Annotated in this window: 24 protein-coding genes, 2 tRNA genes, 1 other RNA gene and 1 pseudogene; 13 read left to right on the forward strand and 15 right to left on the reverse strand. The window is 72.3% G+C overall.

Annotated features, from left to right (window positions below; all coding sequences use genetic code 11):
- Window positions 1–119: 119 nt before the first annotated feature.
- A pseudogene (locus SJ20_RS12070) lies at window positions 120–551 on the forward strand (OsmC family protein); the annotation flags it as partial.
- A gap of 168 nt (window positions 552–719) precedes the next feature.
- Complete coding sequence (locus SJ20_RS12075; RefSeq protein WP_158184944.1) at window positions 720–1193, forward strand: globin; 474 nt, start codon at window positions 720–722, stop codon at window positions 1191–1193.
- 37 nt (window positions 1194–1230) lie between these two features.
- On the opposite strand, the gene SJ20_RS04660 is transcribed toward SJ20_RS12075, so the two are convergent.
- Window positions 1231–1941, reverse strand: coding sequence for a hypothetical protein (locus SJ20_RS04660; RefSeq protein ID WP_044659098.1), 711 nt, complete (start codon window positions 1939–1941; stop codon window positions 1231–1233).
- Window positions 1942–2018: 77 nt separating this feature from the next.
- On the opposite strand from SJ20_RS04660, the gene SJ20_RS04665 reads away from it, so the two are divergent.
- Complete coding sequence (locus tag SJ20_RS04665) at window positions 2019–3038, forward strand: acyl-CoA thioesterase II (RefSeq protein WP_044659099.1); 1020 nt, start codon at window positions 2019–2021, stop codon at window positions 3036–3038.
- A 188-nt stretch (window positions 3039–3226) separates the two neighbouring features.
- Here SJ20_RS04665 and ettA read toward each other — a convergent pair whose 3' ends face one another.
- The gene (gene ettA / locus SJ20_RS04670) at window positions 3227–4909 is read right to left on the reverse strand and encodes an energy-dependent translational throttle protein EttA (RefSeq protein ID WP_036316848.1); all 1683 of its coding nucleotides are present in this window, start codon (window positions 4907–4909) and stop codon (window positions 3227–3229) included.
- A gap of 98 nt (window positions 4910–5007) precedes the next feature.
- On the reverse strand, window positions 5008–5559 hold the full coding sequence (locus SJ20_RS04675; RefSeq protein WP_036381125.1) for a single-stranded DNA-binding protein: 552 nt from the start codon (window positions 5557–5559) through the stop codon (window positions 5008–5010).
- Window positions 5560–5757: 198 nt separating this feature from the next.
- Here SJ20_RS04675 and SJ20_RS04680 point away from each other — a divergent pair.
- A tRNA-Arg gene (locus tag SJ20_RS04680) sits at window positions 5758–5831 on the forward strand.
- A gap of 115 nt (window positions 5832–5946) precedes the next feature.
- Complete coding sequence (locus tag SJ20_RS04685; protein WP_044659114.1) at window positions 5947–7392, forward strand: DUF2079 domain-containing protein; 1446 nt, start codon at window positions 5947–5949, stop codon at window positions 7390–7392.
- A gap of 36 nt (window positions 7393–7428) precedes the next feature.
- Here the strand turns inward: SJ20_RS04685 and SJ20_RS04690 are convergent, their stop codons facing one another.
- The 3 genes from SJ20_RS04690 to mptB (SJ20_RS04700) are packed head-to-tail and all read right to left on the reverse strand — an operon-like array spanning window position 7429 to window position 12190.
- Window positions 7429–8814: a glycosyltransferase family 87 protein gene (locus SJ20_RS04690; protein WP_044659100.1), complete on the reverse strand. Its 1386-nt coding sequence runs from the start codon at window positions 8812–8814 to the stop codon at window positions 7429–7431.
- Window positions 8811–10484 carry a polyprenol phosphomannose-dependent alpha 1,6 mannosyltransferase MptB gene (gene mptB / locus SJ20_RS04695; protein ID WP_235281256.1) on the reverse strand — a complete coding sequence of 558 codons (1674 nt, stop codon included), beginning with the start codon at window positions 10482–10484 and terminating at the stop codon, window positions 8811–8813. The genes SJ20_RS04690 and mptB (SJ20_RS04695) overlap by 4 nt, the downstream gene beginning before the upstream one ends.
- Before the next feature lie 50 nt (window positions 10485–10534).
- Window positions 10535–12190, reverse strand: coding sequence for a polyprenol phosphomannose-dependent alpha 1,6 mannosyltransferase MptB (gene mptB, locus SJ20_RS04700; RefSeq protein WP_036316838.1), 1656 nt, complete (start codon window positions 12188–12190; stop codon window positions 10535–10537).
- A gap of 90 nt (window positions 12191–12280) precedes the next feature.
- Here mptB (SJ20_RS04700) and orn point away from each other — a divergent pair, with 90 nt between their 5' ends.
- The 3 genes from orn to SJ20_RS04715 all read left to right on the forward strand — a co-directional run bounded on the left by orn (window position 12281) and on the right by SJ20_RS04715 (window position 13800).
- On the forward strand, window positions 12281–12907 hold the full coding sequence (orn, locus tag SJ20_RS04705; protein ID WP_002857127.1) for an oligoribonuclease: 627 nt from the start codon (window positions 12281–12283) through the stop codon (window positions 12905–12907).
- Between the two features lie 103 nt (window positions 12908–13010).
- A tRNA-His gene (locus tag SJ20_RS04710) sits at window positions 13011–13083 on the forward strand.
- 144 nt (window positions 13084–13227) lie between these two features.
- Window positions 13228–13800, forward strand: coding sequence for a hypothetical protein (locus SJ20_RS04715; protein WP_052833431.1), 573 nt, complete (start codon window positions 13228–13230; stop codon window positions 13798–13800).
- 13 nt (window positions 13801–13813) lie between these two features.
- On the opposite strand, the gene SJ20_RS04720 is transcribed toward SJ20_RS04715, so the two are convergent.
- From SJ20_RS04720 to SJ20_RS12145, 3 genes are read right to left on the reverse strand one after another with little or no spacing between them, the layout of a single operon-like run.
- Window positions 13814–14353, reverse strand: a complete 540-nt coding sequence (locus SJ20_RS04720) for a hypothetical protein (protein WP_044659102.1) — start codon at window positions 14351–14353, stop codon at window positions 13814–13816.
- 40 nt (window positions 14354–14393) lie between these two features.
- Window positions 14394–14675, reverse strand: a complete 282-nt coding sequence (locus SJ20_RS04725) for a DUF3263 domain-containing protein (RefSeq protein WP_044659103.1) — start codon at window positions 14673–14675, stop codon at window positions 14394–14396.
- 30 nt (window positions 14676–14705) lie between these two features.
- Window positions 14706–14903, reverse strand: coding sequence for a hypothetical protein (locus tag SJ20_RS12145; protein ID WP_235281257.1), 198 nt, complete (start codon window positions 14901–14903; stop codon window positions 14706–14708).
- A 296-nt stretch (window positions 14904–15199) separates the two neighbouring features.
- On the opposite strand from SJ20_RS12145, the gene SJ20_RS04735 reads away from it, so the two are divergent.
- The gene (locus tag SJ20_RS04735; protein ID WP_044659104.1) at window positions 15200–15655 is read left to right on the forward strand and encodes a DUF488 family protein; all 456 of its coding nucleotides are present in this window, start codon (window positions 15200–15202) and stop codon (window positions 15653–15655) included.
- On the opposite strand, the gene SJ20_RS04740 is transcribed toward SJ20_RS04735, so the two are convergent.
- Window positions 15652–16512, reverse strand: a complete 861-nt coding sequence (locus SJ20_RS04740; RefSeq protein WP_082067583.1) for a hypothetical protein — start codon at window positions 16510–16512, stop codon at window positions 15652–15654. The genes SJ20_RS04735 and SJ20_RS04740 overlap by 4 nt on opposite strands.
- Window positions 16509–17420: a hypothetical protein gene (locus tag SJ20_RS12340; protein ID WP_260490898.1), complete on the reverse strand. Its 912-nt coding sequence runs from the start codon at window positions 17418–17420 to the stop codon at window positions 16509–16511. The genes SJ20_RS04740 and SJ20_RS12340 overlap by 4 nt, the downstream gene beginning before the upstream one ends.
- A gap of 148 nt (window positions 17421–17568) precedes the next feature.
- On the opposite strand from SJ20_RS12340, the gene SJ20_RS04750 reads away from it, so the two are divergent.
- A complete protein-coding gene (locus SJ20_RS04750; protein ID WP_044659105.1) occupies window positions 17569–17874 on the forward strand; it encodes an antibiotic biosynthesis monooxygenase in 306 nt (101 codons plus the stop codon).
- Here SJ20_RS04750 and SJ20_RS04755 read toward each other — a convergent pair.
- Window positions 17871–19784 (reverse strand): cation-translocating P-type ATPase, encoded by a 1914-nt coding sequence (locus tag SJ20_RS04755; protein ID WP_044659106.1) that lies wholly within the window; start codon window positions 19782–19784, stop codon window positions 17871–17873. The genes SJ20_RS04750 and SJ20_RS04755 overlap by 4 nt on opposite strands.
- A gap of 31 nt (window positions 19785–19815) precedes the next feature.
- Window positions 19816–20043: a heavy-metal-associated domain-containing protein gene (locus SJ20_RS04760; protein ID WP_036381311.1), complete on the reverse strand. Its 228-nt coding sequence runs from the start codon at window positions 20041–20043 to the stop codon at window positions 19816–19818.
- A 163-nt stretch (window positions 20044–20206) separates the two neighbouring features.
- Between SJ20_RS04760 and SJ20_RS04765 the strand changes: the two genes are divergently transcribed.
- Together SJ20_RS04765 and def are read left to right on the forward strand one after the other, a co-directional pair.
- Entirely contained in the window at window positions 20207–20908 is a 702-nt protein-coding gene (locus SJ20_RS04765; protein WP_235281258.1) for a Crp/Fnr family transcriptional regulator, read from the forward strand.
- 94 nt (window positions 20909–21002) lie between these two features.
- Window positions 21003–21644, forward strand: a complete 642-nt coding sequence (gene def, locus SJ20_RS04770) for a peptide deformylase (protein ID WP_044659107.1) — start codon at window positions 21003–21005, stop codon at window positions 21642–21644.
- Between the two features lie 82 nt (window positions 21645–21726).
- Here the strand turns inward: def and SJ20_RS04775 are convergent, their stop codons facing one another.
- Window positions 21727–23172 carry a glyceraldehyde-3-phosphate dehydrogenase gene (locus SJ20_RS04775; RefSeq protein ID WP_044659108.1) on the reverse strand — a complete coding sequence of 482 codons (1446 nt, stop codon included), beginning with the start codon at window positions 23170–23172 and terminating at the stop codon, window positions 21727–21729.
- Between the two features lie 144 nt (window positions 23173–23316).
- Here SJ20_RS04775 and rnpB point away from each other — a divergent pair.
- An RNA gene (gene rnpB / locus SJ20_RS11575) (RNase P RNA component class A) lies at window positions 23317–23695 on the forward strand.
- Between the two features lie 21 nt (window positions 23696–23716).
- Here the strand turns inward: rnpB and SJ20_RS04780 are convergent.
- On the reverse strand, window positions 23717–24031 hold the full coding sequence (locus SJ20_RS04780) for a hypothetical protein (protein ID WP_012750836.1): 315 nt from the start codon (window positions 24029–24031) through the stop codon (window positions 23717–23719).
- Window positions 24032–24253 lie beyond the last annotated feature (222 nt).

Below are 24253 nucleotides of genomic sequence, written 5' to 3' on the forward strand. Positions count from 1 at the left end.
AGCCGCGGCTGACGCCTCTGCTGGCGCCTGCGGGGCGGTGCTGGTGGGCATTCCACGGAAGATGCCCTCCAGCACCGCCCCGGCCGCCGTCGAGGCGCGGGCTGGCTAGGCTGGAACCCATGAAGCACACCTTCTCCCTGCGCACCGAGTGGACGGGCGACCGCGGCTCGGGCACCTCCGGCGTCCGCGACTACGACCGCTCCGTGGTGATCCAGGACGCCGCCGTCGGCGAGATCCAGGCCTCGGCCGCCCGCCCCTTCCGCGGCGACGACTCGAAGTGGAACCCGGAGACCCTCCTGCTCGGCGCGCTCGCCGAGTGCCACGTGCTCTCGTACCTCCATGTCGCGGCGACCTCCGGGGTCGTGGTCACGGGGATGACGTGCGGGGTCGAGGGCGAGCTCGAGGTGGACGGCGACGGCGCCGGGCGGTTCATCGCGATCACGCTGCGGCCCGAGGTCACGCTGCAGGACGAGGCCGACCGGGAGCGGGCCGAGGCCCTCCACGCCGAGGCGCACCGGCTGTGCTTCATCGCGAACTCGCTCTCGGCCCCGGTCACCGTCGAGCCGGTCCGCCCCGAGGCCCTGCCCACCGGCACGCCGACGCTGCCGGACCACTCCGCGCGCCTGGGCGCCCCCCTGGCGGTGCTGCGGCCGCGCGTCGCCAAGGGCCCGTCCCGTGTGACGGGCCTGGCGGAGCGGCCCACCGAGGTCGAGCCGGTGATGCAGGAGGGCACGCCCGCCCCGGTGGAGCAGGTGCGCGCCCGCGACGCCGCGGCGGGCCCCGCCGGTGCGACCCCGGGGACCCCGGCCGCGCCCGGTCAGGCCACCAGCTTCTACGACGCCGTCGGCGGCCGCCCGACCTTCGACCGGCTGACCGCCGAGTTCTACGCCCGCGTGCGCGAAGACGAGATCCTCGCCCCGATGTATCCGCAGGACGACTTCGAGGGCGCCCAGCGCCGGCTGCTGATGTTCCTGGAGCAGTACTGGGGCGGACCGCGGACGTACTCCGAGGAGCGCGGCCACCCCCGCCTGCGCATGCGCCACGCCTCGTATCGGATCGACCCGGCCGCGCGCGACGCGTGGCTGCGGCACATGCGCGCCGCCGTGGACACGCTGGAGCTGTCACCGCTGCACGAGGCCGAACTCTGGGACTACCTGGAGCGGGCCGCCCACTCCCTGCAGAACTCGGCCTGACCGGCCCGCGGTCCGCGCCCCGACATGGGGCGCGGGCTCACACCGCCATGGCGGGGCGGCCCAGTACGAAGCCGCCGGGGGCGTCCAGGCGCGTCCATGGCCCCGCCGTGCTGAGCCGGGCGCGGCCGCCGGGCCGCAGGAAGCCCAGCGCGTGCGCGCCGAAGGCCATGCCGGCCGGGAACTGCAGAGCGTCGCCCCCGAGCAGGGGTCCCCACATCTGCGCCCGGATCTTGCGGACCAGCGCCTCCCCCGGGTTCTCGGGCAGGGCGTCCCGCACGGCGTCGGCGCCGCGCGTGGCCACTTCGGCCAGCTCCTCGTCGGCGACCTCGGCCACGGGCGTCCAGCCGCCGCGGGGCGGGGTCAGCGCGGTCCAGGTGACGTGCTCGCGGCCCGGCGGCACGGCGAACGCCAGGTCGACGGGGTCCTGGCCGCGCATCCGGGCGGTGCGCTCGGTGACGGAGCCCAGGGCGACGACGGCGTCCAGGTCCGCCACGCCGTCGGCGGTCGCCAGGGGCACGGTGCGCAGCCCCAGGACGACGGGCACCCCGTCTCCGAGCCCGGCCGGCTGCAGCACGGAGACCCACTGGGCGAGCATCGGGGTGCGGGAGCGCCCTGCCTCAGGCACGACGTGCAGGCGCATCCCCGTGTCGGCGACGCGACGGGCGCGGGTGGCCAGCTGCTCGAGGTCCCGCACAGCGCGGTCGTCGACGAAGCGGAGGACTGGTGCGGCGGCGGAGTGCTCGGTCATGCAAGCATTGTCCCAGGTCCGTCGCGTCCCGGGCCGCCCCGCCGTCGCGGGGTCCATCCACGTCGAAGGAGCCGTTCGTGCCGCAGCGCCATCCCCGTCCCCGCCCCAGTCGCGCACCGGGCCGTCCGGCCTCGGCCCCGAAGGACCCCACCGACGTGCTGCGCGGGATCCTGGAGCTGACGCCGGCCGCGCCGGACCCGGTGACGGGTCAGGTCCGCTTCACGGGCACGACCCCCCGCCAGACGCACGGCCGGGTGTTCGGCGGCCAGGTGCTCGCCCAGGCTCTGGCGGCCGCCTCCCGCACGGTGCCGGCCGCCCGCCCCGCCCACTCGCTCCACGGCTACTTCATCCGCCCCGGGGACGCGCTGCAGCCCATCACGTTCACCGTCGAGACGCTGCGGGACGGCCGCTCCTTCTCCGTCCGCCGGGTGCTGGCCTCCCAGAACGAGAAGGCCATCCTCGCCCTGACCTGCTCCTTCCAGGAGCCCGCCGGCAGCGCGCTGGACCACCAGGTGGCCATGCCGGAGGGAGTGCCCCGGCCCGAGGACCTGCCCACGACGGCGGACGTGCTGGGCGGCATCAACCACCCCGTGGCCCAGGAGTGGGCCTGGTCCCGACCGTTCGACATCCGCCACGTCACCCCGGCCATCTATGTGGACCCGGCCGCGGAGACCGAGAACCGCAACATGGTGTGGATGAAGACCTTCACGCCCCTGGCGGACGACCCCGCGCTGCACCTGGCGGCGCTCACCTACGCCTCGGACTACACGCTCCTCGAGCCGATCCTGCGGCAGCACGGCGTGGCCTGGATCCAGCCCGGCATGTCCGCGGCCTCCCTCGACCACGCGATGTGGTTCCACCGGCCCGCCCGCGTCGACCAGTGGCTGCTCTACGTCCAAGACTCCCCCAGCGCCCAGGGCGCGCGCGGCCTCGGCACGGGCGCCGTGTTCACCGAGGACGGGACGCTCGTGGCCACGGTCGCCCAGGAGGGCATGGTCCGCCTGCCCGAGGGGGCCGCCGCCCGGCGGGCGCGGGTTCGTGGCGCGGCCCAGCGCATGGCCATGCGGACGGTGCTGCGCCGCAGCTGGCGGCGCTGACCCGGCGGTTCCACGGGGGGTGAGGCTGCCGATCGGGCCCTGCCACGGGTGAGGCGGCTCGACGTCCGCGCCGCGCTCGGACCGTTCATCGTGGTCGACGTGGACCCCGCCCCGGCACGACGACGGCCCGTCGCGATCGCGTGATCGCGGCGGGCCGTCGTCGGCGCGGCGCCCGGGGGCGCGTCGGTTCAGTCGCGCGTGAGCTTGCGATGCGTCACGCGGTGCGGGCGGGCGGCCTCGGGGCCGAGCCGATCGACCTTGTTGGCCTCGTAGGACTCGAAGTTGCCCTCGTACCAGTACCAGTTGGCCGGGTCCTCCGCGGTGCCCTCGTAGGCCAGCATGTGGGTGGCCACGCGGTCCAGGAACCAGCGGTCGTGGGAGACGACCACCGCGCAGCCCGGGAACTCGAGCAGCGCGTTCTCGAGGGAGGTCAGGGTCTCCACGTCGAGGTCGTTGGTGGGCTCGTCGAGGAGCAGCAGGTTGCCGCCCTCCTTGAGGGTCAGGGCCAGGTTCAGGCGGTTGCGCTCACCGCCGGAGAGCACGCCGGCCTTCTTCTGCTGGTCCGGGCCCTTGAATCCGAACGCGGACACGTAGGCGCGCGAGGGCATCTCGACGTTGCCGACCTTGATGTAGTCCAGGCCGTCCGAGACGACCTCCCACAGCGACTTCTCGGGGTCGATGTTGGAGCGGGACTGATCCACGTACGAGATCTTCACGGTCTCGCCGATCTTCAGCTCGCCGCCGTCCAGGGGCTCGAGGCCGACGATGGTCTTGAACAGGGTGGTCTTGCCGACGCCGTTCGGGCCGATCACGCCGACGATGCCGTTGCGGGGCAGGGAGAAGGACAGGCCGTCGATGAGGACGCGGTCCCCGAAGCCCTTCTTCAGATCCTTGGCCTCGATCACGACGGTGCCCAGGCGCGGGCCCGGCGGGATCTGGATCTCCTCGAAGTCCAGCTTGCGGGTTTTCTCGGCCTCGGCCGCCATCTCCTCGTAGCGGGCCAGGCGGGCCTTGGACTTCGCCTGACGGCCCTTCGTGTTGGAGCGGACCCAGTCGAGCTCCTCGGCCAGGCGCTTGGCGAGCTTGGCGTCCTTCTTGCCCTGCACCTCGAGGCGGGCACGCTTGGTCTCCAGGTAGGTGGAGTAGTTGCCCTCGTACGGGTAGAGGCGGCCGCGGTCGACCTCCGCGATCCACTCCGCGACGTGGTCGAGGAAGTACCGGTCGTGGGTGACGGCGATGACGGCGCCCGGGTAGGAGGCCAGGTGCTGCTCGAGCCACAGCACGGACTCGGCGTCCAGGTGGTTGGTGGGCTCGTCGAGCAGGAGCAGGTCGGGCTTCTCCAGCAGCAGCTTGCACAGTGCGACGCGCCGCTTCTCGCCGCCGGAGAGGTTCGTGACCGGCTCGTCCCCCGGGGGCGTGCGCAGGGCGTCCATCGCCTGCTCGAGCTGGGAGTCGATGTCCCACGCGTCCGCGGCGTCGATGGCGGACTGCAGCTCGCCCATCTCCTCCATGAGGGCGTCGAAGTCCGCGTCCGGGTTCGCCATCTCCTCGGAGATCTGGTTGTAGCGCTGGATCTTGCCGTAGATCTCGCCGACGCCCTCCTGGACGTTCTCGAGCACCGTCTTGGACTCGTCCAGCTTGGGCTCCTGCATCAGGATGCCCACCGAGTAGCCGGGAGAGAGCCGCGCCTCGCCGTTCGAGGGCTCGTCCAGCCCGGCCATGATCTTCAGGATCGTCGACTTGCCGGCGCCGTTGGGGCCGACCATGCCGATCTTCGCCCCGGGGTAGAACGACATGGTGACGTCGTCCAGGATCAGTTTGTCGCCCACCTTCTTGCGGGCCTTGACCATCGTGTAGATGAATTCCGCCATGCGGCCCAGGCTAGTCGGTGGCCGCGGGATTCCACTCATCGTGCCGATCCCGCGACCACCGAGCCCGCTCCCCCTCCGTGCTCCGTGCCGCCCCGTGGTCAGGCGACGCCGGCCGCCGCCGGCTCGCGCCCGGGGGCGCCCGCGTCCGACTCGTCCGGGCCGGGCGAGGCCGGGGCGTCGCCACCCTGGAACCCGTCCGGCAGGCCCGCGCTGAACCCGTCGCCGACCGCGCCGGCCCGCCCGCCCGACGCGTCGTCGTCGCGCGGGGCCGACTCGGGGCGCGGCACGGCCGCGCGCTGGCTGCGCTGGAACGCCGCCGAGCCGAAGCCCAGGTCCAGCCCGACGGCGTCCGCCACCACGTCCACGGACGTGCCGGAGCGCTCGCCCGAGGACCAGTCGCGGACCCGGAGTCGACCGGTGACGATCACGGGGTTGCCCTTCTTCACGGACTGGGCGGTGTTCGAGCCGAGCTGGCCGAACGCCGAGATGCTGTACCAGTTGGTGTGGGCGTCCACCCACTCGGCGGTCTCGCGGTCGAAGCGCCGCTCGGTGGTGGCCAGGCGGAAGCCGGTCACGGCGGCCCCCGATGCGGTGTGGCGGGTGGCGGGGTCCGTGGCCACGAAGCCGCGCACGGTGATGAGGTCCTGCATGGTGTGCCTCCTGGGCTGGGCCCCGGTGGGCGCCGGGGCGGGTCGTCGGCGCATCGGCTGATCCGCCATGGCCAGACAACCCCACCGCGGGGCACCCCGGCAGGATCGGGGCCGGTCTGGGGACGCGCGGAGGTCCCCGGGCGACTGTGCAGGAGCCGACGGCGCCGCGGCCGGCGGCCGTTAGACTGACACGGCCCAGCCCCAGTAGCTCAGCTGGACAGAGCAGCGGCCTTCTAATCCGCCGGTCGGGGGTTCGAATCCCTCCTGGGGCACCCAGACCAGGGGCGGAGCCGTCCGAGCACGCCCGACGACCGCCCGAAGGAGACCGTCCTGGACCGTCTGCGCTCCTGGCTCCGCGCCCCGCGACCCGCCGTCCCCGAGGTCCGTGTGACCCGTCGCGAGGGCGTCCAGCTGGCCGCCCTGCTCGTCGCGGCCGCGGCCCTGTACGTGACGCACTCCTTCCTGCGGTACGCCACCTACGAGGCCAAGGGCTACGACCTGGGCATCTTCGACCAGGTGGTGCGGCAGTACGCGCTGTTCAACGCCCCCCTCAGCTCCGTCAAGGGCGTGGACTTCCACATCCTCGGCGATCACTTCCACCCGATCCTCGCGCTGCTGGCCCCCTTCTACTGGGTGTGGCCGGACCCCCGCATGCTCGGCGTGGTCATGGCGCTGGCCCTCGCCGCGTCCGCCGTGCCGGTGTACCTGTTCGCCCGTCGTCGCACGGGACACGGGGTGGCCCTGGCCGCCGTCGCCGCCCTGCTGCTCTCCTGGCCCTTCCAGGCGATGGTGAACTGGGACTTCCACGAGGTCACCCTCGGCGTGCCGATCCTCGCCTGGCTCGTGTGGGCCCTGGACGGGCAGCGGGCGTGGCTCGCCACCGGCCTGGCGGCGCTGCTGCTCACGGTCCGAGAGGACATGGGCGTGACCCTGCTGGCCGTGGCCCTGGTGATGGCGATCCGGCGCTTCTGGCCGCAGGCCGCGGTCACCGCCGTGCTGGGTGTGCTCGGCTACTGGTTCGCCACGTCCGTGGTGATCCCCCACTACTCCCCCACCGGGGCGTTCGGCTACTGGCAGTTCACCGCCCTGGGCCCGGACATGCGCAGTTCGGTCCTGTTCCTGCTGACCCAACCGTGGAACGCCGTCGCGGTGCTGTTCGACCACCCGCTGAAGGTGGCCCTCTGGCTCCTGCACTTCGTCCCGCTGCTGTTCCTGCCGGTCCTGAGCCCGCTGACGCTGATGGCCCTGCCGATCCTGCTCTCGCGGCTGTTCAACGACCGGCTCAACGTGTGGGCCCCCGTCTACCAGTATGACGCGATCCTCGCCCCGCTGCTGCTCATGGCCGCGCTCGAGGCGGCCCACCGGCTGGCCGGACGCCGGGACGCGCTGCGCCGGCTGCCCGCCGTCCTCGTCTCCACGGCGCTGGCCGCCGGTCTGATCGGCACCGCGTTCTTCCCGCAGGTGTACCCGCTGCACCGCACGATCGTCGGCGACATGACGACGACGCAGCACGCCCGCGACCTCGACCACGCGGTCGCGCTGATCCCGGACGGGGTGTGCGTCGAGGCCGCCGACAACGCCGTGCCGCACCTGACGGCCCGCACCTACGTCGGGCTGCACGGGGACATCGGAGACGAACTGGCCACGTGGATGATCGTGGACACCTCGGTGCCCGAGCTCGGCGGCTGGGACCCCCTCACCCCGGAGCAGGCACTGGCCCGCGCCGAGCGGCTCGGCTTCGAGCGGGTCTGGTCCGCGGGCGACGTCGTCGTCCTGCACCACCCGGACCGCGCGGTCTCGCCCACCTGCACGACGTACCTCGAACACCGCTGAGCCGCGCCCCACGGCGTCGGCGGACCCGCCCCGCCGTCAGCGGTCCGCGGACCCGCCGAGCGGCTGCAGGCCGCGTCCGGCCGGGGGCAGGAGCAGTCGGTCAGGTGCACCGGTGAAGACGCCGGCGTGTGGGTCCTCCGCCACCCCCGGGGCGATCTCGGGGGCGCCCTGGTCGAGGGCGGTGCGGCGCACCGGGTCACGGGCGGGGTCCAGGACGTCCTTGACCACCGTGGTCATGAGCCACACGAGGGCGACGATGTGCGCCACGATCCCCGAGGCGTACCAGGCGGTGATCCACCAGGCGCCGCCGGCGAACGCCCCGTCCGAGGTGATGCGGGCCGACTCCATCCACACCCCGCCCCAGTGGTAGACCTCCACGGCCTGCCAGATCCAGAACGCGCGCCACCGCGGCGTCGCGAGGACCACGAGCGGGATCAGCCACATCACGAACTGCGGCGAGTACACCTTCCCCCACAGGATGAAGGACGCCACGATCAGGAAGCACAGCTGGGCCATGCGCGGACGGTGCCGCGCCGCGAGGGCGAGGTAGGCGATCCCCACGCAGCACACCAGGAACAGGCCGTTCTGGAGCGTCGTGAACGTCTCCCCGGACCATCCCGTCCAGGCCAGCGCCAGCCAGGTCGAGGAGAAGGAGACCGCGCGGTCCCCCGAGAACGTGTAGAAGCGGGACCACTGGTCGAACGCCGTCAGCATGAACGGGAGGTTCACGGCGAGCCAGGCCGCCGCCCCGGCCACGGCCGCCTTCACGAACCCGGCCCAGCGGCCCGTGCGCAGCGCCAGCACGAAGATCGCGCCGAAGAAGAACAGCGGGTACAGCTTCGTGGCGGTGCCGAGTCCGATGAGCATGCCGGCGAGGGTCGGACGGCCCGCCGTCCACGCCCACAGGGCCAGGGCGGCCAGCATCACGGCCCACAGGTCCCAGTTGAGCATCGAGGTGAGGATGATCCCCGGGGCCAGGGCCACGAGGAGGGCGTCCCGGGAGCGACCGCGGGCGGTGTACGCGGTCGCGACGACCAGCACGATCCAGCAGAGCACCACGCCGATCGCGTTGACGTCGAAGTAGGTCACGGTGCGCTCGTGCAGGTCGCCGGAGGCGGGCACGAACCACATGGTCACGCCCGCGACCACGGCCAGCAACGCCGGGTACTCCATCCACTGCTCGGGTGGCAGCGGCGTGTAGAAGGGGAAGTGGCCGTCGGAGAGGCCACGCGTGGGGAACAGCTGGGCGAAGTCCGAATAGCACATGTGCGCGTGCACGCCGGGGGCCGCCCAGCCGTTCACGCGGCACCACTGCTTGGTCAGCACGCCGACGGCGGCGGCCACCACGGTCAGGCCGACGAGCAGGCCGACCCAGCGGGCGCTCGGGCGGGTCGGGGCGGGACTGCGGGGGTGGGAGGTCACGGTCTCTCCTGGGGGATGCGGGTGGACGAGGAGGCGGGGTGCGCGGCGGTCGACGGCGGCCCGTCAGGCGGTGCGTCCGGCGGCACGCCCGCCTCCGGAGGCGTCGGCGACGCCGCCGTGGCCCGCGGCTCGACCACCTCCAGGGGAGGACGCCGCCGCCCGGGGAACAGGGGCGCGGTGACGGGATCGCGGTGGATGATCCATCCGATCCCCGCGAGCATCAGGACGAGGGTGAACACGCGGACGGCCAGGACGGGCAGCCACTGCGCCACGGAGAGCTGGTCCACCACGCCGACGCCGGTGAGCAGCAGCACCGCGAGCGCGGTGACCCACCCGAGCCAGCGGGGATGGTCGGCGCCCCACGGCAGCGGGCGGAGGGCGCACGCCAGCAGCGGCAGGACCCAGAGCAGGTACCACGGCTGGATGATCGGGGCGGTGGCGACGGCCACCACGAGCACGGCCGCCGCGCTGAACACCGGGTCCAGGGGCCGGCGGCGCAGGGCCAGCCACGCCGTGAAGCCGAGGGCCGCCACCGTCATCACGGTGTAGAAGGCCGCGGCCACGTCGCGCGCCCCCAGGGGCGTCACGGCTTCGACGACCGCGCCGAGCAGCAGGCCGAGCAGGCCCACGGGAGCGTACGGGAACGCCGCGTCCCCGCTCGTGAGCATGGCCGGCACCCAGCCGAACCAGAGGCCGGAGCCGGCGCCGAGGATCGTGAGGACGGCCAGGGAGATCACCGCCGTCGTGAACCACGGGCCGAGCCGGTCCCGCCGGCGCAGGCGCGGATCGGCCGCGCGGAACCGGGCCCAGCCGGTGGGCAGGAGCAGGGCCACGAAGGGCAGCACCAAAGCTGTCAGGGGCTTGATCGCGACGGACAGGGCGATCAGCACGATCCCCCACAGCGCATGCACGCGGCGGCGGGGCGGGCGGACCATGAGCAGGATGCCCGCGAGCATCAGCCCCGACATCAGCGCGTCATTGTGCGCGCCGGCGATCATGTAGAGCAGGAACAACGGGTTCGCCACGGCCACCCACGTGGCCCACGGCCCGCACCGGCCCGCGACGGCGGCCAGCCGCGGCACCGCCCACAGGCACAGTGCCAGGCCCGCCAGGGCGAGGAGGCGGAACGCCGTGACGGACAGTTCGATGCTGCCGCCCGTGGCCCGCCACGTCGTCTCGGCGAACAGCAGGAACAGCGGCCCGTAGGGGGACGGGGACTCGGCCCAGATGGAGTCCGCCCCCTGCATGAACCAGCCGGGCAGGGCGGACACGCCCTGGGAGTACGGGTCGAGACCCGACGCGAGGAGCCGGCCCTGCTGGAGGTAGGAGAACACATCGCGGGAGAAGATCGGCAGCGCGAGCATCAGCGGGGCGGACCACCACCAGGCGGCGTGGGCCACCAGCCGGCCGTGCTCCTCCCAGCGGCCCCGCAGCGCGCGGCCCAGCTCGAGCCAGGATCGGACGAGGAGCAGCGAGCCGGCGGCCAGCAGCACGGTGCTGAGCAGCACGCCGGGAAGGTAGACCCGCAGCGGGTTGAGCAGGGTGGTGCCGGAGAACACCGAGTCGGGCGTCATCGGCAGCCACCCCACGCCCCAGGAGCCCACCGTGATGAGCACGGACGCCCACGTGCCCCGGCGGACGGCCGCCTCCGGCTCGGGCTGCGCCGCCACGCGGCTCGGACGGGGCCCTCGGGCGCCGGTCGTCGCGGGGGCGGCGGGCCTCACTCCCCCGGCTCCACGGGTCGAGGGGCGCCACGGAGCCGGGCCAGGCCGGCGCGCACGGCGGGGCGCACGTGCCAGTGGTCCTTCACGAACCGGCTGGTGCGGCGGTCCACGACGAGGATCCACAGCAGACACACGGCGGAGACGATCAGGGACACGGCCTTGACCTGGTCCGCGATGTCCAGGAACTGCCAGGTGAAGAGCTGGTCCGACGCGCCGAACGCCAGGAAGTAGCCGACCGTGAACACGACCCACTTGATCTGCCAGTTGTCCCGGATGCCGATCACGGCGAAGAACGGGAGCAGCCACAACAGGTACCAGGGCTGGATGATGGGCGAGAGGATCACCAGCGCGGTGAACGCCCAGGTCATGCGCGTCATCACGCGGTCCTGGCGGCCGAGGAACATCAGGGCCAGCACGATGAGCACCGAGAGCACGCGTCCGGCGGTCTTGTACACCCCCTCGACGGCCTGCACGTCCGCCCCCTGCCCGAGGAGCTCGCTCGCCCCCACCGTGATGAGGGACAGCATGCCGATCGGCCCCCACGGCACGGTGCCCGTGCCCGTGCCGACCATCACGGCCACCCAGCCGAAGCCGAAGCCGTTGAGCACGCCCACCAGGGCCATGAGGCCGAAGGAGATCCCGGCGGTGAGGGCCCAGAAGGCGAACCGGCGCGGCCATCGGGCCGTCGGGCCGGCCCACAGCAGGCCGATGAACGGGAGCAGCACGAGGGTGATGGGCTTGATGCCCAGGGACAGGGTGACCAGCACGACGCCGGCCACCCCCCACGCGACGGACTGCCCGGGTCGCTGGGGTCGGAGCGGATGTCCGGCGCGCAGCGCGCACCACGTGCCGGCCAGGGCGAGGCCGACCATGAGGGCGTCGTTGTGCCCGGACGCGACGAAGCTGATGGTGAAGAGCGGGTTGGCGGCGCTGATCCACTGCGCCCACGCACCGTTGACGCCCAGCCGGCGGGCGAGCAGCGGCACGAAGACCATGATCAGCGCGACGCCGGCCACCGCCACCAGGCGGAACAGGAAGATCGCCAGGTCCGGGTTCATGTCCCCCGAGATCGCGACGACGGCCTGCTCGATCCACAGGAAGATCGGACCGTACGGGGTCTCGGAGTCCGCCCAGGTCGCGTCCGCTCCGAGCTGGAACCAGTTGGACAGCGAGGAGATCGTGTCCACGTAGGGGTCCTGCCCCGCCACCATGAGACGGCCCTGCCCCACGTAGGCGAAGATGTCCCGGCTGAAGATCGGCAGTGCCACGACCTGGGGCAGGCACCACAGGACGGTGGCGAGGTTGACCGTGCGCAAAGCGCCGCGGCCGAAGGGGCGGATCGTCTGGCCCAGCCGCAGCCAGGCCCAGAACATCACCCAGCAGCCGAGGGTGAGGAGCACCGTGCCGGCCAGCACGCCGGTCTCCTGGGTGCGCCACGGGATCAGCCACTGCCAGCGGTTGATCGGGGAGGCCGAGGCCAGCCAGCCGACGGAGTACGAGCCCACCACCAGGAGGAGGGAGCCGAGGGTCCCCACCAGGATGGGCCACCAGTCCGCGCCGGCGACCTGGGGGTCCGCGCGGAGGCCGCCGACGCCGACGTACTCCGGCCGGTGGGCCGTGGACCCGGACGGACGCGGGGTCGACACGCTCATGCGACGGGTCCTTCCGTGCGGTCCTGCGTGGGCGCGCGAGGGCGCGGCTCGCTCGAATCTACCATCGTGACACGCGAGTAGCCTGGGGGCATGAGCGAGACGAGCACCCCCGCGCCGGAGAGCGCCCCCCTGGTCTGGATCGACTGCGAGATGACCGGCCTGCACCCCCAGGTCGACGAGCTCGTCGAGGTGGCGGTGCTCATCACGGACGCCGAGCTGAACATCCTGGACGAGGGCATCGACCTGGTGATCCGTCCCTCCGCGGCCGCCCTCGAGCAGATGGACCCGTTCGTCCGGGACATGCACACCACCTCGGGCCTCCTGCCGGAGCTCGCGGAGGGCCTCGAGCTCGACGACGCCGCCGCGCGCGTCCTCGAGTACATCGCCGCCCGCGTGCCCGCCGGCAAGGGCCTGCTGGCCGGCAACACGGTGGGCCAGGACAAGCTGTTCCTCGCCCGCTACATGCCCGCCGTCGTCGACCACCTGCACTACCGGATCGTGGACGTGTCCACCGTGAAGGAGCTGGCCCGGCGCTGGTACCCGCGCGCCTACTACCAGGCCCCCGCCAAGACCGGCGGCCACCGCGCCCTCGGGGACATCAAGGACTCCATCACCGAGCTGCGCTACTACCGGGCCGCCGTCATGGCCCCCGCCCCCGGCCCCACCACGGAGGAGGCCCGCGCCATCGCGGAGGTGGTGTCCGGGGCGCAGGCCTGAGCAGGCACTCCCGGCCCCGCCGCCCCGATTCGGCGCTGCGCGGGATCTCGTGTACTGTGGACCCCGCTGCGCCGCGCGGATCCGTCCGTGTGAAGCAGGCATGGTGGGCGTAGCTCAGTCGGCAGAGCGTCTGGTTGTGGTCCAGAAGGTCGCGGGTTCAATCCCCGTCGCTCACCCTACTCGAAGCCCCCGGAATCATGCAGATTCCGGGGGCTTTCTCGTTCCCTAAGCGTGTCCGTGGTTGCGTCCATGGTTGTGTTCGGCACCCCGCGGGGCCGGATCGGCCTCCGCGTGAGCGACGGGATCGAGGAGAGCGAGTCATGGCAACCATCAGCACGCGCACGTCGAAGAAGGGCGTGACCACCTTCCGGGTGGGTTACTACGAGGGCGGACGCTTCCGGCAGATGCCTGCCATGCTCTCCGAGACGGGGGCGCGCCGCATCAAGGCGATCATCGAGGACCCCGCCCAGGGCCCGGACGTCGCCCGCCGCCTGCTCGAGGCCCACGCCGACGGCGCCGAGGACGTGCCCACGCTCGCGCAATGCCTGGACCGCTACGTCGAGGCCCGCGCCGTGCGCTGCAGCGAGGGCACCCTGGCCGGCTACCGCCGCGAGGCCGCCCGCACCTTCCTCCCCCGCCTCGGGCAGCTGCCCGTCACCGCGATCGACCGGCCCGCCGTCCAGGACTGGATCCGCTGGCAGATGACCCAGCCCACCGCGCGCTCGCGGGCCGCGGCCGAGCGCGCCGCGGTGGACGCGATCGGCTGGCGGCCCGCCCCCGGCGCCTCACCCCCTAGCACAGCGAGAGGCCCCGTCCAGCTGACTACTGGCCGGGGCCTCTCTTGCGCTTCCCTTCGCGAGGTCCACGCTCCCCGAGGGGGGCGGTCACGTTAAGCGGCCGTCGCGGTCACGGTCCCGTGACGACGGCGTCGCACTCCACCGAGGGCAGGTCGCCGGCCTCGCTGGTCTCTCGGTCCAGGGGTGTGCGCGCGTTCAGCACGGTCAGGCTGCAGGCCACCCGGCCCTCGCCTAGAGCATCGTCGGCATACGCCGCCACCTGCACCCGGTCTCCCAGCTTTACCTGCGGCACGTCCAGGATCAGCCACTGGCCAGGCCCGGCATGGTTGGACGGGATCCGATCATTCGGCGGCGTGGTCATGGTGGCGAGCTCGCCGTTGACTGCAATGCTCGCGCGGACCCTGATCGACCGCGTCACGCTCGGGTCGTCGGGCACCCACTGCAGGAGTGCAGAGACTGACACGGGGCCCAGCGAACGCGTGGGCTCAGCGGCTTCCGCGGCGCGCGAGGTGGATGGGGCAGGGCTGGCCGAGGTGGCCGCTGCACTGGTCGTGGGGCCGGGGGTGGTGGGAACATCAGCTCCGCATCCCGTGAGCGCGAGGCCGAGTGCGACGCACAGGGCGGCCGCGCGGCTGCGGATGGAGGACATGGACGGCCCCTTCGTTAGGTGAGAGTGCTCACAGCGTAGATCAACCTTCGGAGGCCACCGGCGCCCGCATCGCGCGCTCGCGGGTCTGCCGAGCCTCCCGGGCTCGCCGCGTGATCACCGGGTAGGTGGCGATGGCCACCGGGTCCTCGGCCAGCACCGCCACGCGCATCGTCAGCGCCGTTCCCCGCAGCCCGAGCAGATGCTCAGCTGCCCGGTCACACGCGGCCTCGTGCCGCCACCGCGGCCCCCACAGCTGCAGCACCATGTGGTCACGCACGGACAGGTGGCCCGCGCTCGCGGGCGCCTGGGTGGTGGTGGTCATGTCGGGACGGTACGTCCGGGGACGGGCAGGCTAGACGGTCTCGCGGTGCTCGGGGATCTGGGCGGCGAGGTGCTCGCGCTCGGTCCGGGTGAGTCCGGCGAGTTGGTCGGTGAGCACGAGCAGGGTCCCCCACAGTTCGTCGGCGAGCTCGTCCAGGCTCATGGACCAGGGCAGGGCGTCGGCGAGCTGCTCGAGCGTGATGAGCTGCCGGGCCGCGGCTGCGCGCACCGCTTACTCGATGGTCGGAGGCTGGCAAGCGCGGTGGCCGTGCTCGAGGCGCACGAGCGCGTGGGTGAGCGCGCACCGCCGCTCGGCCTGCCTCATGCGTGGGTCGAGCCAGATTATCGTCGCACCATCGGTCGCGGCCGGCGCCGTCGGGTGCGGGCAGGCCCAGACCATGACGACGTGCGTCAGCGCGCAGCGCCCTCCAGGGGTGGAACATGCCGACATGGTCAACGTGGCGGCGGGCACGTTAGGTCACCGCCCGACAAAGCACCCGCCTGCCGTGTGCGACTATGGCAAGCATGCGTGAACAGGTGTGGATCATGGGCCATGGCTACGAGGGGCGCACGATCGACGAGTACATCGGCGACCTGTACGCCTGGCACGCCGACGTGGTCGTTGACGTCCGCCTCAACGCCATATCCCGCAAGAAGGGCTTCTCCAAGACCGCTCTGCGCGCCGCGCTCGCGGACGCTGGGATCCGCTACGAGCACCGCCCGGAGCTCGGAAATCCCAAGGACAACCGAGGCGGCTTCTGGGAGCCAGGGACTCCCGCCCACGGCGACGCACTGGTTCGATTCGAGGAGATGTTGCACGGAGCCGCTGCTGCAGAGGCGGTGCGCGACGTAGCGGAGATGGCACGTACGGAACGCGTCGTCCTGCTGTGCTTCGAGGCGTCCGAGCGGTGCTGCCACCGTCAGGTAGTCCTAGAGCGTGTGCGAAAGCTCACAGCGCGCCAACTGGTGACGTCCGTCTAACCGAGGGACCGATAGACGCCCAGAACGGTGAATCCGCGCGGCGCCTGGTGCTGATTGCCTACGAAAAAGAGCGGCCCGCGCGCCGAGTCCGCCATCTCGTCGAAGAATCGGGTCCTCAACGCCGCGGCGGCGACCGCATCTGAGTCGTTCGCGTGCCAGCGTCGCACCAGCTCCGCGGCCTCCCAGTCGATGAGGCTCTGCTTGTGCCCGGCGCAACCCGGCTCGTCACACACGTAGTGATAGTGGGCGGTGAAGCGCGGGGCTTGGAGGGGGGTTGGCTGCCCCGCCCTATCGTCGAAAAGATCGAGTTGGTTCGCGGCTCGGTCGATCTTCCGCTGCTGGTCCGCTGTCCATCCCGGGTGGGGCGTGACAACGAGATCATCTACGCGCCGGGGACGCACCACCGCGAGACTGGGGTAAGCCTGCTTGGCGCGAGCCGTGGCGAGGATCCGGCACATGGTCCACTGGTCGGTAAGGGGGCGCACGTACTCGTGCCGCGGCTTCCACGGGGGAAGATGGTCGACGACAACCAGAGACCCACGGTCGGGCCGATAGCTCTCGGAGCGGTAATCATCCGCCGCAGGGGTAACCCGGACGTCCACGACGTCGTACTTCTTGAAGCGTTCGAGCTCTGCCATCGACCGGAAGGGGATGGGGTAGAGCCGGATCCACTCCGGTCCTGAGCCCTCGCGCATGCGGATGCCAGCGACGCAAACCGTGTCCCCGTACTTCTCGGACGGCTGCGGCGCCGCCTTTACCGTGATGAGCACACGCGCAACCTCGGGCCGATGGCCGCGTTCCTTCTCATACAGAGCCCGCCCCTCCCCGGTAAGCGGGAGCACGTCGAATCCACTCACGCGCCCTCCCCGCCCATGTCCAGGTTCTCTTCCCCGACGTCGCCCCACTCCCGGGCCTGCCGGTCGCGGGCCGGCTCGAGGTCGGCGTGTGCTGCCAGATCGAAGTCGGCCGGCGCGCCGGCCGCGGCGGTCTTCTGTTCAGCGCCAGCGTCACCGCAGCGCGCTGCCCCGCGCTCGGCCGTGCCGCGCTCGCGGTCCTGGTGCTGGTCTGCGTGGACATGCTCATCATGGTGGTACGTCCTACGTCGGTCGAGCATGACCTGGAGGACTGCGGTGAGCAGCTCCTGGTCATACGTCGATAGGTCAGGGGATTCCTGAACGTCGTCGAGGACCGACGGGTGAAGAGCCGAGTCGAGCTCCACCCCCATGGACTCCAGCGCTGCGGTGGCCACGTGGGCCACGGGAACCTTCAGCACGAGCGCGAGCATCGTGATGTTCTCGCCCTTGATCGAGGTGACCGGGGTGGACTTGAGCCGCGCGAAGCTGGTGTGGCTCATGTCGTACCCTGCGCGGTCGGCGCGGGCGGCGAGGTCGCGGAGGGACCAGCCGTTCCGCTCCTGGGCTGAGGCGATCAGTCGGCCCAGCGAGTGCATGTCGTTCATGGCGACCAATCTGCGGTGCGATGCCAAAGGGAGCAACCGACCTCGGACACCCGCTGTTGCGTGGAAGTGGACACCGAAACGGTAGCAACAAAGGGGGTGTTGTGCCGCAGGGCGGCGCGGATACGGGGCGATCAGCGCGGACCCGGTGAGGAAGAGCCGCTTGCGACCCCATCGGTCCGCGAGGTTGCCGGTGGAGAGCAACAGGGCGGCCAGCAGCACGGCATAGAGGCTGTTCACCCACTGCGCGTCAGTGAGGTCCAAGTGCAGGTCGCCGATGATGGCGAGCGGGACCGCCCGAGGTCCCACGGCGGCCGGTCCCACGGCTCCAACTTCGCAGGGACGACGCCGCCGGGCCTCAACCGATCGACGGACTCCCGGTCCGCAGCCGGGCGTAGAGTCGGCCGGTGAGGGCGTCGACCCGACGCCGCACCCCCGCCGACGAGGAGGCCTCCCCGTGTCCGTCGTGAAGATCAACGCCATCAGCGTCCCCGAGGGCGCCGGCCCGGAGCTCGAGAAGCGGTTCGCCGCCCGCAAGCACGCGGTGGACCAGGAGCCGGGATTCGAGGGCTTCCAGCTGCTCCGGCCCACCGCGGGCGAGGACCGCTACTTCGTGGTCACGACGTGGGCGTCGGAGGAGGACTTCCGGCGCTGGCGGGACGGGCGCATGCCCGCCGCTCACGCCGCCGAGCAGGGCGGCCGCCCGGCGCCGGTCGCCACGGGCGCCGACCTGCTCGAATTCGAGGTCGTGGACCTGGGCTAATCGCGGCGCCGCAGCAGGCGCATCGCGTTCACGATGACCAGCAGCACGGACGCCTCGTGCACGAGCATGCCGACGGCCATCGTGACGCCGCCGGTGAAGACGCCGGCCAGCAGGGCCGCGACGGTGACGAGGGAGATCGCGATGTTCTGCCGCATCACCCGCACCGTGCGCCGGGCCAGATCGAGCGCCTGCGGCAGCCGCTCGAGCCGGTCGCCCATCAGGGCGATGTCCGCGGTCTCGATGGCCACGCCGGAGCCGGCCGCGCCCATGGCCACGCCGATGTCCGCCGTCGCCAAGGCCGGGGCGTCGTTGACACCGTCACCGACCATCGCGACGACGCGGCCCTCGGCCTGCAGGGCCTCGATCGCCTCGAGCTTGTCCTGGGGCAGCAGGCCCGCCCGCACGTGGTCGACGCCCACCTGCCGGGCCACGGCCTGCGCGACGCCGGGCTGGTCGCCGGTCAGCATCACGACCTCGCGGACGCCGATCCCGTGCAGCGCCCGGATCATGCCCGCGGCCTCGGGCCGGAGGGTGTCTGCGATGGCGAGGACGCCGAGCGGGATGCCGTCGACGACGACCGCCGCCGGGGTCCGGCCCGCCTCCGCGAGCTCGGCCGCGACGGTCTCGACCCGGTCGGTCGCGGCCGGATCCACGCCGCGCTCGCGCAGCATCGCCACGTTGCCCACGGCGACGACGCGGCCGTCCACCTCTCCGGTGAGCCCGCGGCCGAGGACGACGTCCACATCCGTGGCCAGCGGGCCGTCCAGCAGGCCGCGGTCCCGGCCCGCCGCGACGACCGGCGCGGCCAGCGGGTGGTCCGAGGCCGCCTCGAGCCGTGCGGCCCAGCGCAGCACCTCGTCCTCGGCCCCGGGCTCGAACGCGACGACGTCTGTCAGCTCGGGGGTGCCCGACGTGAGGGTGCCGGTCTTGTCGACGGCGACGGCGTCGACCTTCGCGGAGCGCTCAAGGAACTCCCCTCCCTTGATGAGCACGCCGTCCTTGGCGCCGCGGCCGATCCCTGCCACGATCGCGACCGGGATGGAGATCACGAGGGCGCCCGGGCAGCCGATGACCAGCAGGGTCAGGGCCAGGGGGACGTCCCGCGTGATCAGGCCTGTCGCGAAGGCCAGCACCATGATCGCCGGGGTGTACCAGCGGGAGAAGCGGTCCATGAACTGCTGGGTCCGCGCACGGGCCTCCTGCGCCGCCTCGACGCGGTGGATGATGCGCGCCAGCGTGGTGTCGGCGCCGACGCCCCGGGCCTGCACCTGCAGCAGGCCGGCCGTGGCGACGGTGCCCGCGTACATGGCGTCACCGTCGGTCTTCTCCGCCGGGATGGACTCGCCCGTGATGGATGCCTCGTCCACGGCGCCGACCCCGGTGAGCACCACGCCGTCCACCGGCACCCGAGCGCCGGCCTTGACGAGGACGGTCGCGCCGGGGGCCACCTCGTGGGCAGGCACGGTGCGCTGGGTCCCGTCTGCGTCCACGACGACGGCGGTCTCGGGCGCCGTGGAGACGAGGTCCGCGAGCGCCGAGCGAGTCTGAGACAGGGTCGCGTCCTCGAGGGCGTGGCCGAGGGCGAAGAGGAAGGTCACGGCGGCGGCCTCCCAGAAATTGCCGAGCAGTGACGCGCCGATCGCGGCGGTGGCGACGAGCAGGTCGATGCCGACGGTCTTCACCCGCAGGGCGGCGATCGCGTCGCGCGCGATCGGCAGGCCGGCCACGACGGCGGCGGCGAGCATCAGGCCCGCCGCCACGAGGTGTCCGGTCCCGTGGGCCAGCTGCTCGGGCGCCAGCACGAGCGAGACGGCGATCAGCAGGCCGGCCACCACGGGGCGCCGCCAGCGGCGGGACAACGTGAACCGGGCACGAGGGCGGCCCGGACGTGTGACGGCGGGGGTGGACATGGCGGACTCCGTTCGTCGGGGGAGGGCGGGGTCAGAAGGCCGACGGCCGGGCGGTGTAGCCGACCTTGGCGACGGCCTCGACGAGGTCCTGGGCAGTGGTGGTCTGCGGGTCGTGGTCGACCTCGATGCGCTGGGTCTCGAAGTGGACCTGCGCGCCGGTCACGCCGGGCAGGGCGTCGAGGGCCTTCTCGATCTTCCGGACGCACGAGGGGCAGCTGAAGCCCTCGGCGCGGAGCAGGGTGTGCGTGGTGGGGGTCATGGTCACTCCAGTCGGTCGTCACCGGCGCGGCCGCCGGTGAGGCTGAGCAGACGGGGCGGGCGCCCGGTCCGATCCCCGTCCTCCGGGGATGTCACTGACGCTACGAAGGGGACGGCGGGTACGCCTTGACCGCGGTCAAGCCGCCGTGTGGGAGGCTGATGGCGTGCGTATCGACCTGCCCCTCATCCCCGTGGATGAACCAGAGCCGTGCGCGGCCCGGGTCCCGCTGTTCACCGGGCTGGATCTGGAGCAGCTGCGCCGGGTCTCCGCCCTGGCGCGGCCGCTCGTGCTCGAGGCCGGCGATGCCCTGCACCTGGCCGGTGACCGCACGGACCGCCTGTGCGTCGTGCACAGCGGCCGCCTGGCGCTGACGCTCGGCTCAGCGACCGGCCGGGAACGCGTGGTGCGGATGGTCGAGCCGGGGGACTCCGTGGGCGAGCACGAGTTCCTCACGGGCGAGCCGGCCCGGCATGGGGGGCGCGCCGTGGCCGCGACCCGCCTGTGCACCTTCTCCCACGCCGAGGTCGCCCGACTCCTGGCCGAGCATCCGGGCATCGGGGGACGCGTGATGCGGACGCTGGCCGTCCGCCTGGCCGAGGCGGAACAACGGCTGGCCCGGGAGCATCAGCCTGTCACCGCACGGATCGCCGGACATCTGCTCGGCCTGCCGGCCCTCCGGGACGAGGCCGACCTCGTCGTGGTGCTGGCCGCGCCGAAGAAGGACGTCGCCTCGCTGCTGGGCACCACCCCCGAGGCGTTCAGCCGCGGGCTGCGCCGCCTCGCCGACGACGGGCTGATCGCCATGGCGGGCCCGCGGGTGGCGCTGCTGGACCCGGATGCGCTGGAGGCCCTCGCCGCGGAATGACGGCCGTCGTCGTGGTGTCCCCGGCGGTAGGCTGGGGACTCCCCCGTCCCCCCACCCACGCAGGCCCGCAGCCCGGGCCGGGAAGCGCAGTGCCATGGCCTCCATCCGTCCCATCACCGTCTACGGCGAGCCCGTGCTGCACCGGCGCGCGGCCGAGGTGGAGGTGATCGACGACGAGATCCGCGAGCTGATCGAGGACATGTACGTCACGCAGGACGCCGCGCACGGCGTGGGCCTGGCCGCCCCGCAGGTCGGGGTCGGGCTGCGGATCTTCACGTGGACGTTCCCGGACTCCGGCGACGCGCCGAACGTGGGCCACGTGATCAACCCGGTGCTGACGCACCTGGACAAGGCGCCGCGGGAGGAGCCTCACCCGGACGAGCACACCGAGGGCTGCCTCTCGGTGCCCGGGCTCGGCTTCCCCCTGCAGCGCCCGACCCGCGTGCGCCTGTCCGGCCAGCGCGTGGACGGCGAGATGTTCGAGTTCGAGGCCGAGGGCTGGTTCGCGCGCATCATGCAGCACGAGTACGACCACCTCAACGGCACCCTCTACGTGAACCGGCTCGAGGGCAAATGGCAGCGGCGCTGGAAGCGCGCGCAGCGGGCCGAGCGTCTGAACGTGCCCGGTGTGACGTGGCTGCCCGGCACGGACGAGGACCCCTTCGGCCACGACGCCGACGACCACGAAGACCACGAGCACGGCCCCGACGGCGACCACGGGGACGACGAGGCCTGAGCCTCGGCTCCACGTCCGACCCGGTCGGCACACGACGACGGCCCGTCCCCTCCGCGGGGACGGGCCATCGGTCATCGGCGGGTCAGGCCTGCGGGAAGGCGGGGACCTGCTGGCCCGCCATCTTCTCCACCACGCGGATCACCTGGTGCGAGTAGCCGTACTCGTTGTCGTACCAGACGTAGAGGATCGCGTTCTTGCCGTCGTTGTTCACGAGGGTCGCCAGGCCGTCCACGACGCCGGCGCGGTCCGAGCCGACGAAGTCGGTGGACACGACCTCCGGGGAGTCCACGTAGCCGACCTGGCCGCGCAGGGGGCCGGTGAGGGACTCCTGCTTCAGGCGGGCGTTCAGCTCCTCCACCGAGGTGGGCTTGGTCAGCTCGAGATTCAGGATGGCCATGGACACGTCCGGGGTGGGGACGCGGATGGCGTTGCCGGAGAGCTTGCCCTTGAGCTCGGGCAGGGCCTTGGCCACGGCCTTGGCGGCACCGGTCTCGGTGAGCACCATGTTCATGCCGGCGGCACGGCCACGACGGGCGCCCTTGTGGAAGTTGTCCACGAGGTTCTGGTCATTGGTGTAGGCGTGCACGGTCTCCACGTGGCCGTGGTCGATGCCGTAGTCGTCCTGGATGACCTTGAGCACCGGGGTGATGCCGTTGGTGGTGCAGGAGGCCGCCGAGACGATCGTGTCCTGGGGCGTGATGTCGTCCGAGTTCACGCCGAACACGATGTTCTTCATCTCGCCCTTGCCCGGGGCGGTCAGCAGGACCTTCGCGGCGCCCTTGGCCTGCAGGTGCTGGGACAGGCCCTCGTCGTCGCGCCAGCGACCGGTGTTGTCGACGACCAGCGCGTCCTTGATGCCGTAGGAGGTGTAGTCCACCGTGGTCGGATCGTTTGAGTAGATGACCTGGATCTCGGTGCCGTTGGCGGTGATCACGTCGCGGTCCTCGTCCACCACGATCGTCCCGTCGAACGGGCCGTGGATCGAGTCGCGGCGCAGCAGGGAGGCGCGCTTGATCAGGTCGTCCTCCGAGTTCTTGCGCACGACGACGGCACGCAGGCGCAGCTTGGAGCCACCGCCGGCGTGGTCGAGGAGGATGCGGGCCAGCAGGCGGCCGATGCGACCGAAGCCGTAGAGCACGACGTCCTGGGTCTCGCCCAGGCCCTCACCGGCCTTGCCCTTGACCTCGGCGAGCTCGGCGTCCAGGAAGGCCTGGACGTCCTGCCCCGAGGCCTTCTGCTTGGCGGCCAGCTCGGCCAGGTCGATGGTGGCGGCGCCCAGGTCCATCGCAGCCATGGCCTCGACCAGGGGGTAGGTGGACTCGACGCTCAGCGGGGCCTCCTGCACGCGGCGGGCGTAGCGGTGGGCCTTGATGATGTCGATCACGCCGCGGTTCACGAGGGAGCGCCCGTAGATCGAGGTGACCACGTTGTGCTCGCGGTACAGGGTGCCCAGCAGGGGGACCATCTTCTCCGCGAGCTTCTGCTGCGTGTTCCACTCAGGGGTCTGGGTCGAGGCGGTGTCTGCCACGGGAGTCCTTCCTTGAAACCTGGCGGGGCCGTCCTGGGCAGGCCCCATCCCCCGACCTCGTTGTCGGCGGGCGCCTCCATTCTAGGTGAGGACACGTCCGGAGCGGCCCCGCGGTCTCGGCGGGGCGTAGACTGGTGGGTCGGGACGGATCGGCGGACGGCCGCGTGCCCCTGCGGGGGTGCGAGGAAAGTCCGGGCACCGCAGAGCAGGATGGTGGACAACATCCACCCGGGGCGACCCGCGGGCCAGTGCCACAGAGAGAAGACCGCCTCCGCGCCGTGTGCGCGGCGGTAAGGGTGAAAGGGTGGTGTAAGAGACCACCAGCGGCCCCGGTGACGGGGCCGGCTCGGTAAACCCCATCCGGTGCAAGGCCGAACAGGACGCGTCACGAGGGCTGCTCGCCCCAGCGTCCGGGTTGGCCGCTCGAGCCCGTCAGCGATGGCGGGCCCAGATGGATGGCCGTCACCTCGCGCGGGGCAACGCGCGCGAGGCACAGAACCCGGCTTACAGCCGGTCCGTCCCACCTCACGGCCCCCGGCTGGGGTCAGAACCCCTCGTCGTCGAGGATCCGTTCGAACTCGAGCTCCACCACGTGCTCGCGCTCCCGCTTGTCCAGCAGGCGGTACCCGTACGACTCGCCGATCGAGACGACCTTCGCCAGGCTCGGGCGTCGCCGGTCCCGCGGCCATTCCAGCGTCACGCGGTCCTGCCCCGTGAAGGTGTGCTCCCGCAGGCGCTGCTCCAGAGCGGAGGCGTGCGTGCGCTCCCGCCCGCTGGAGCGGATCCCGAGCCACACGGCGGCCGCGATCACGAGCAGGACGAACGGGTACACCACACCGAACACGTTCATGGCGGTCATCGGGCGACTCCTGGGATGCGGGGCGGCTGTGCGGACCCCACCACTGTGCCAGGTCCGGACGACGACGTCGGCCCGGCCCGTCCGCGCGTCGGTCCGGGGGCGCCTGGCTAGGTGTTGTGGGTCATGAGGTTCTTGACATGGGTACCGGGCTGAGATGAGACGAGTGGGCCCCGCCCCGCAGGATGGAAGTTCCTACACCACCCACCTGCCCGAAAAGACCCA

The organism is Micrococcus sp. MS-ASIII-49 (genome assembly GCF_000946635.1).
Classification (GTDB): domain Bacteria; phylum Actinomycetota; class Actinomycetes; order Actinomycetales; family Micrococcaceae; genus Micrococcus; species Micrococcus luteus.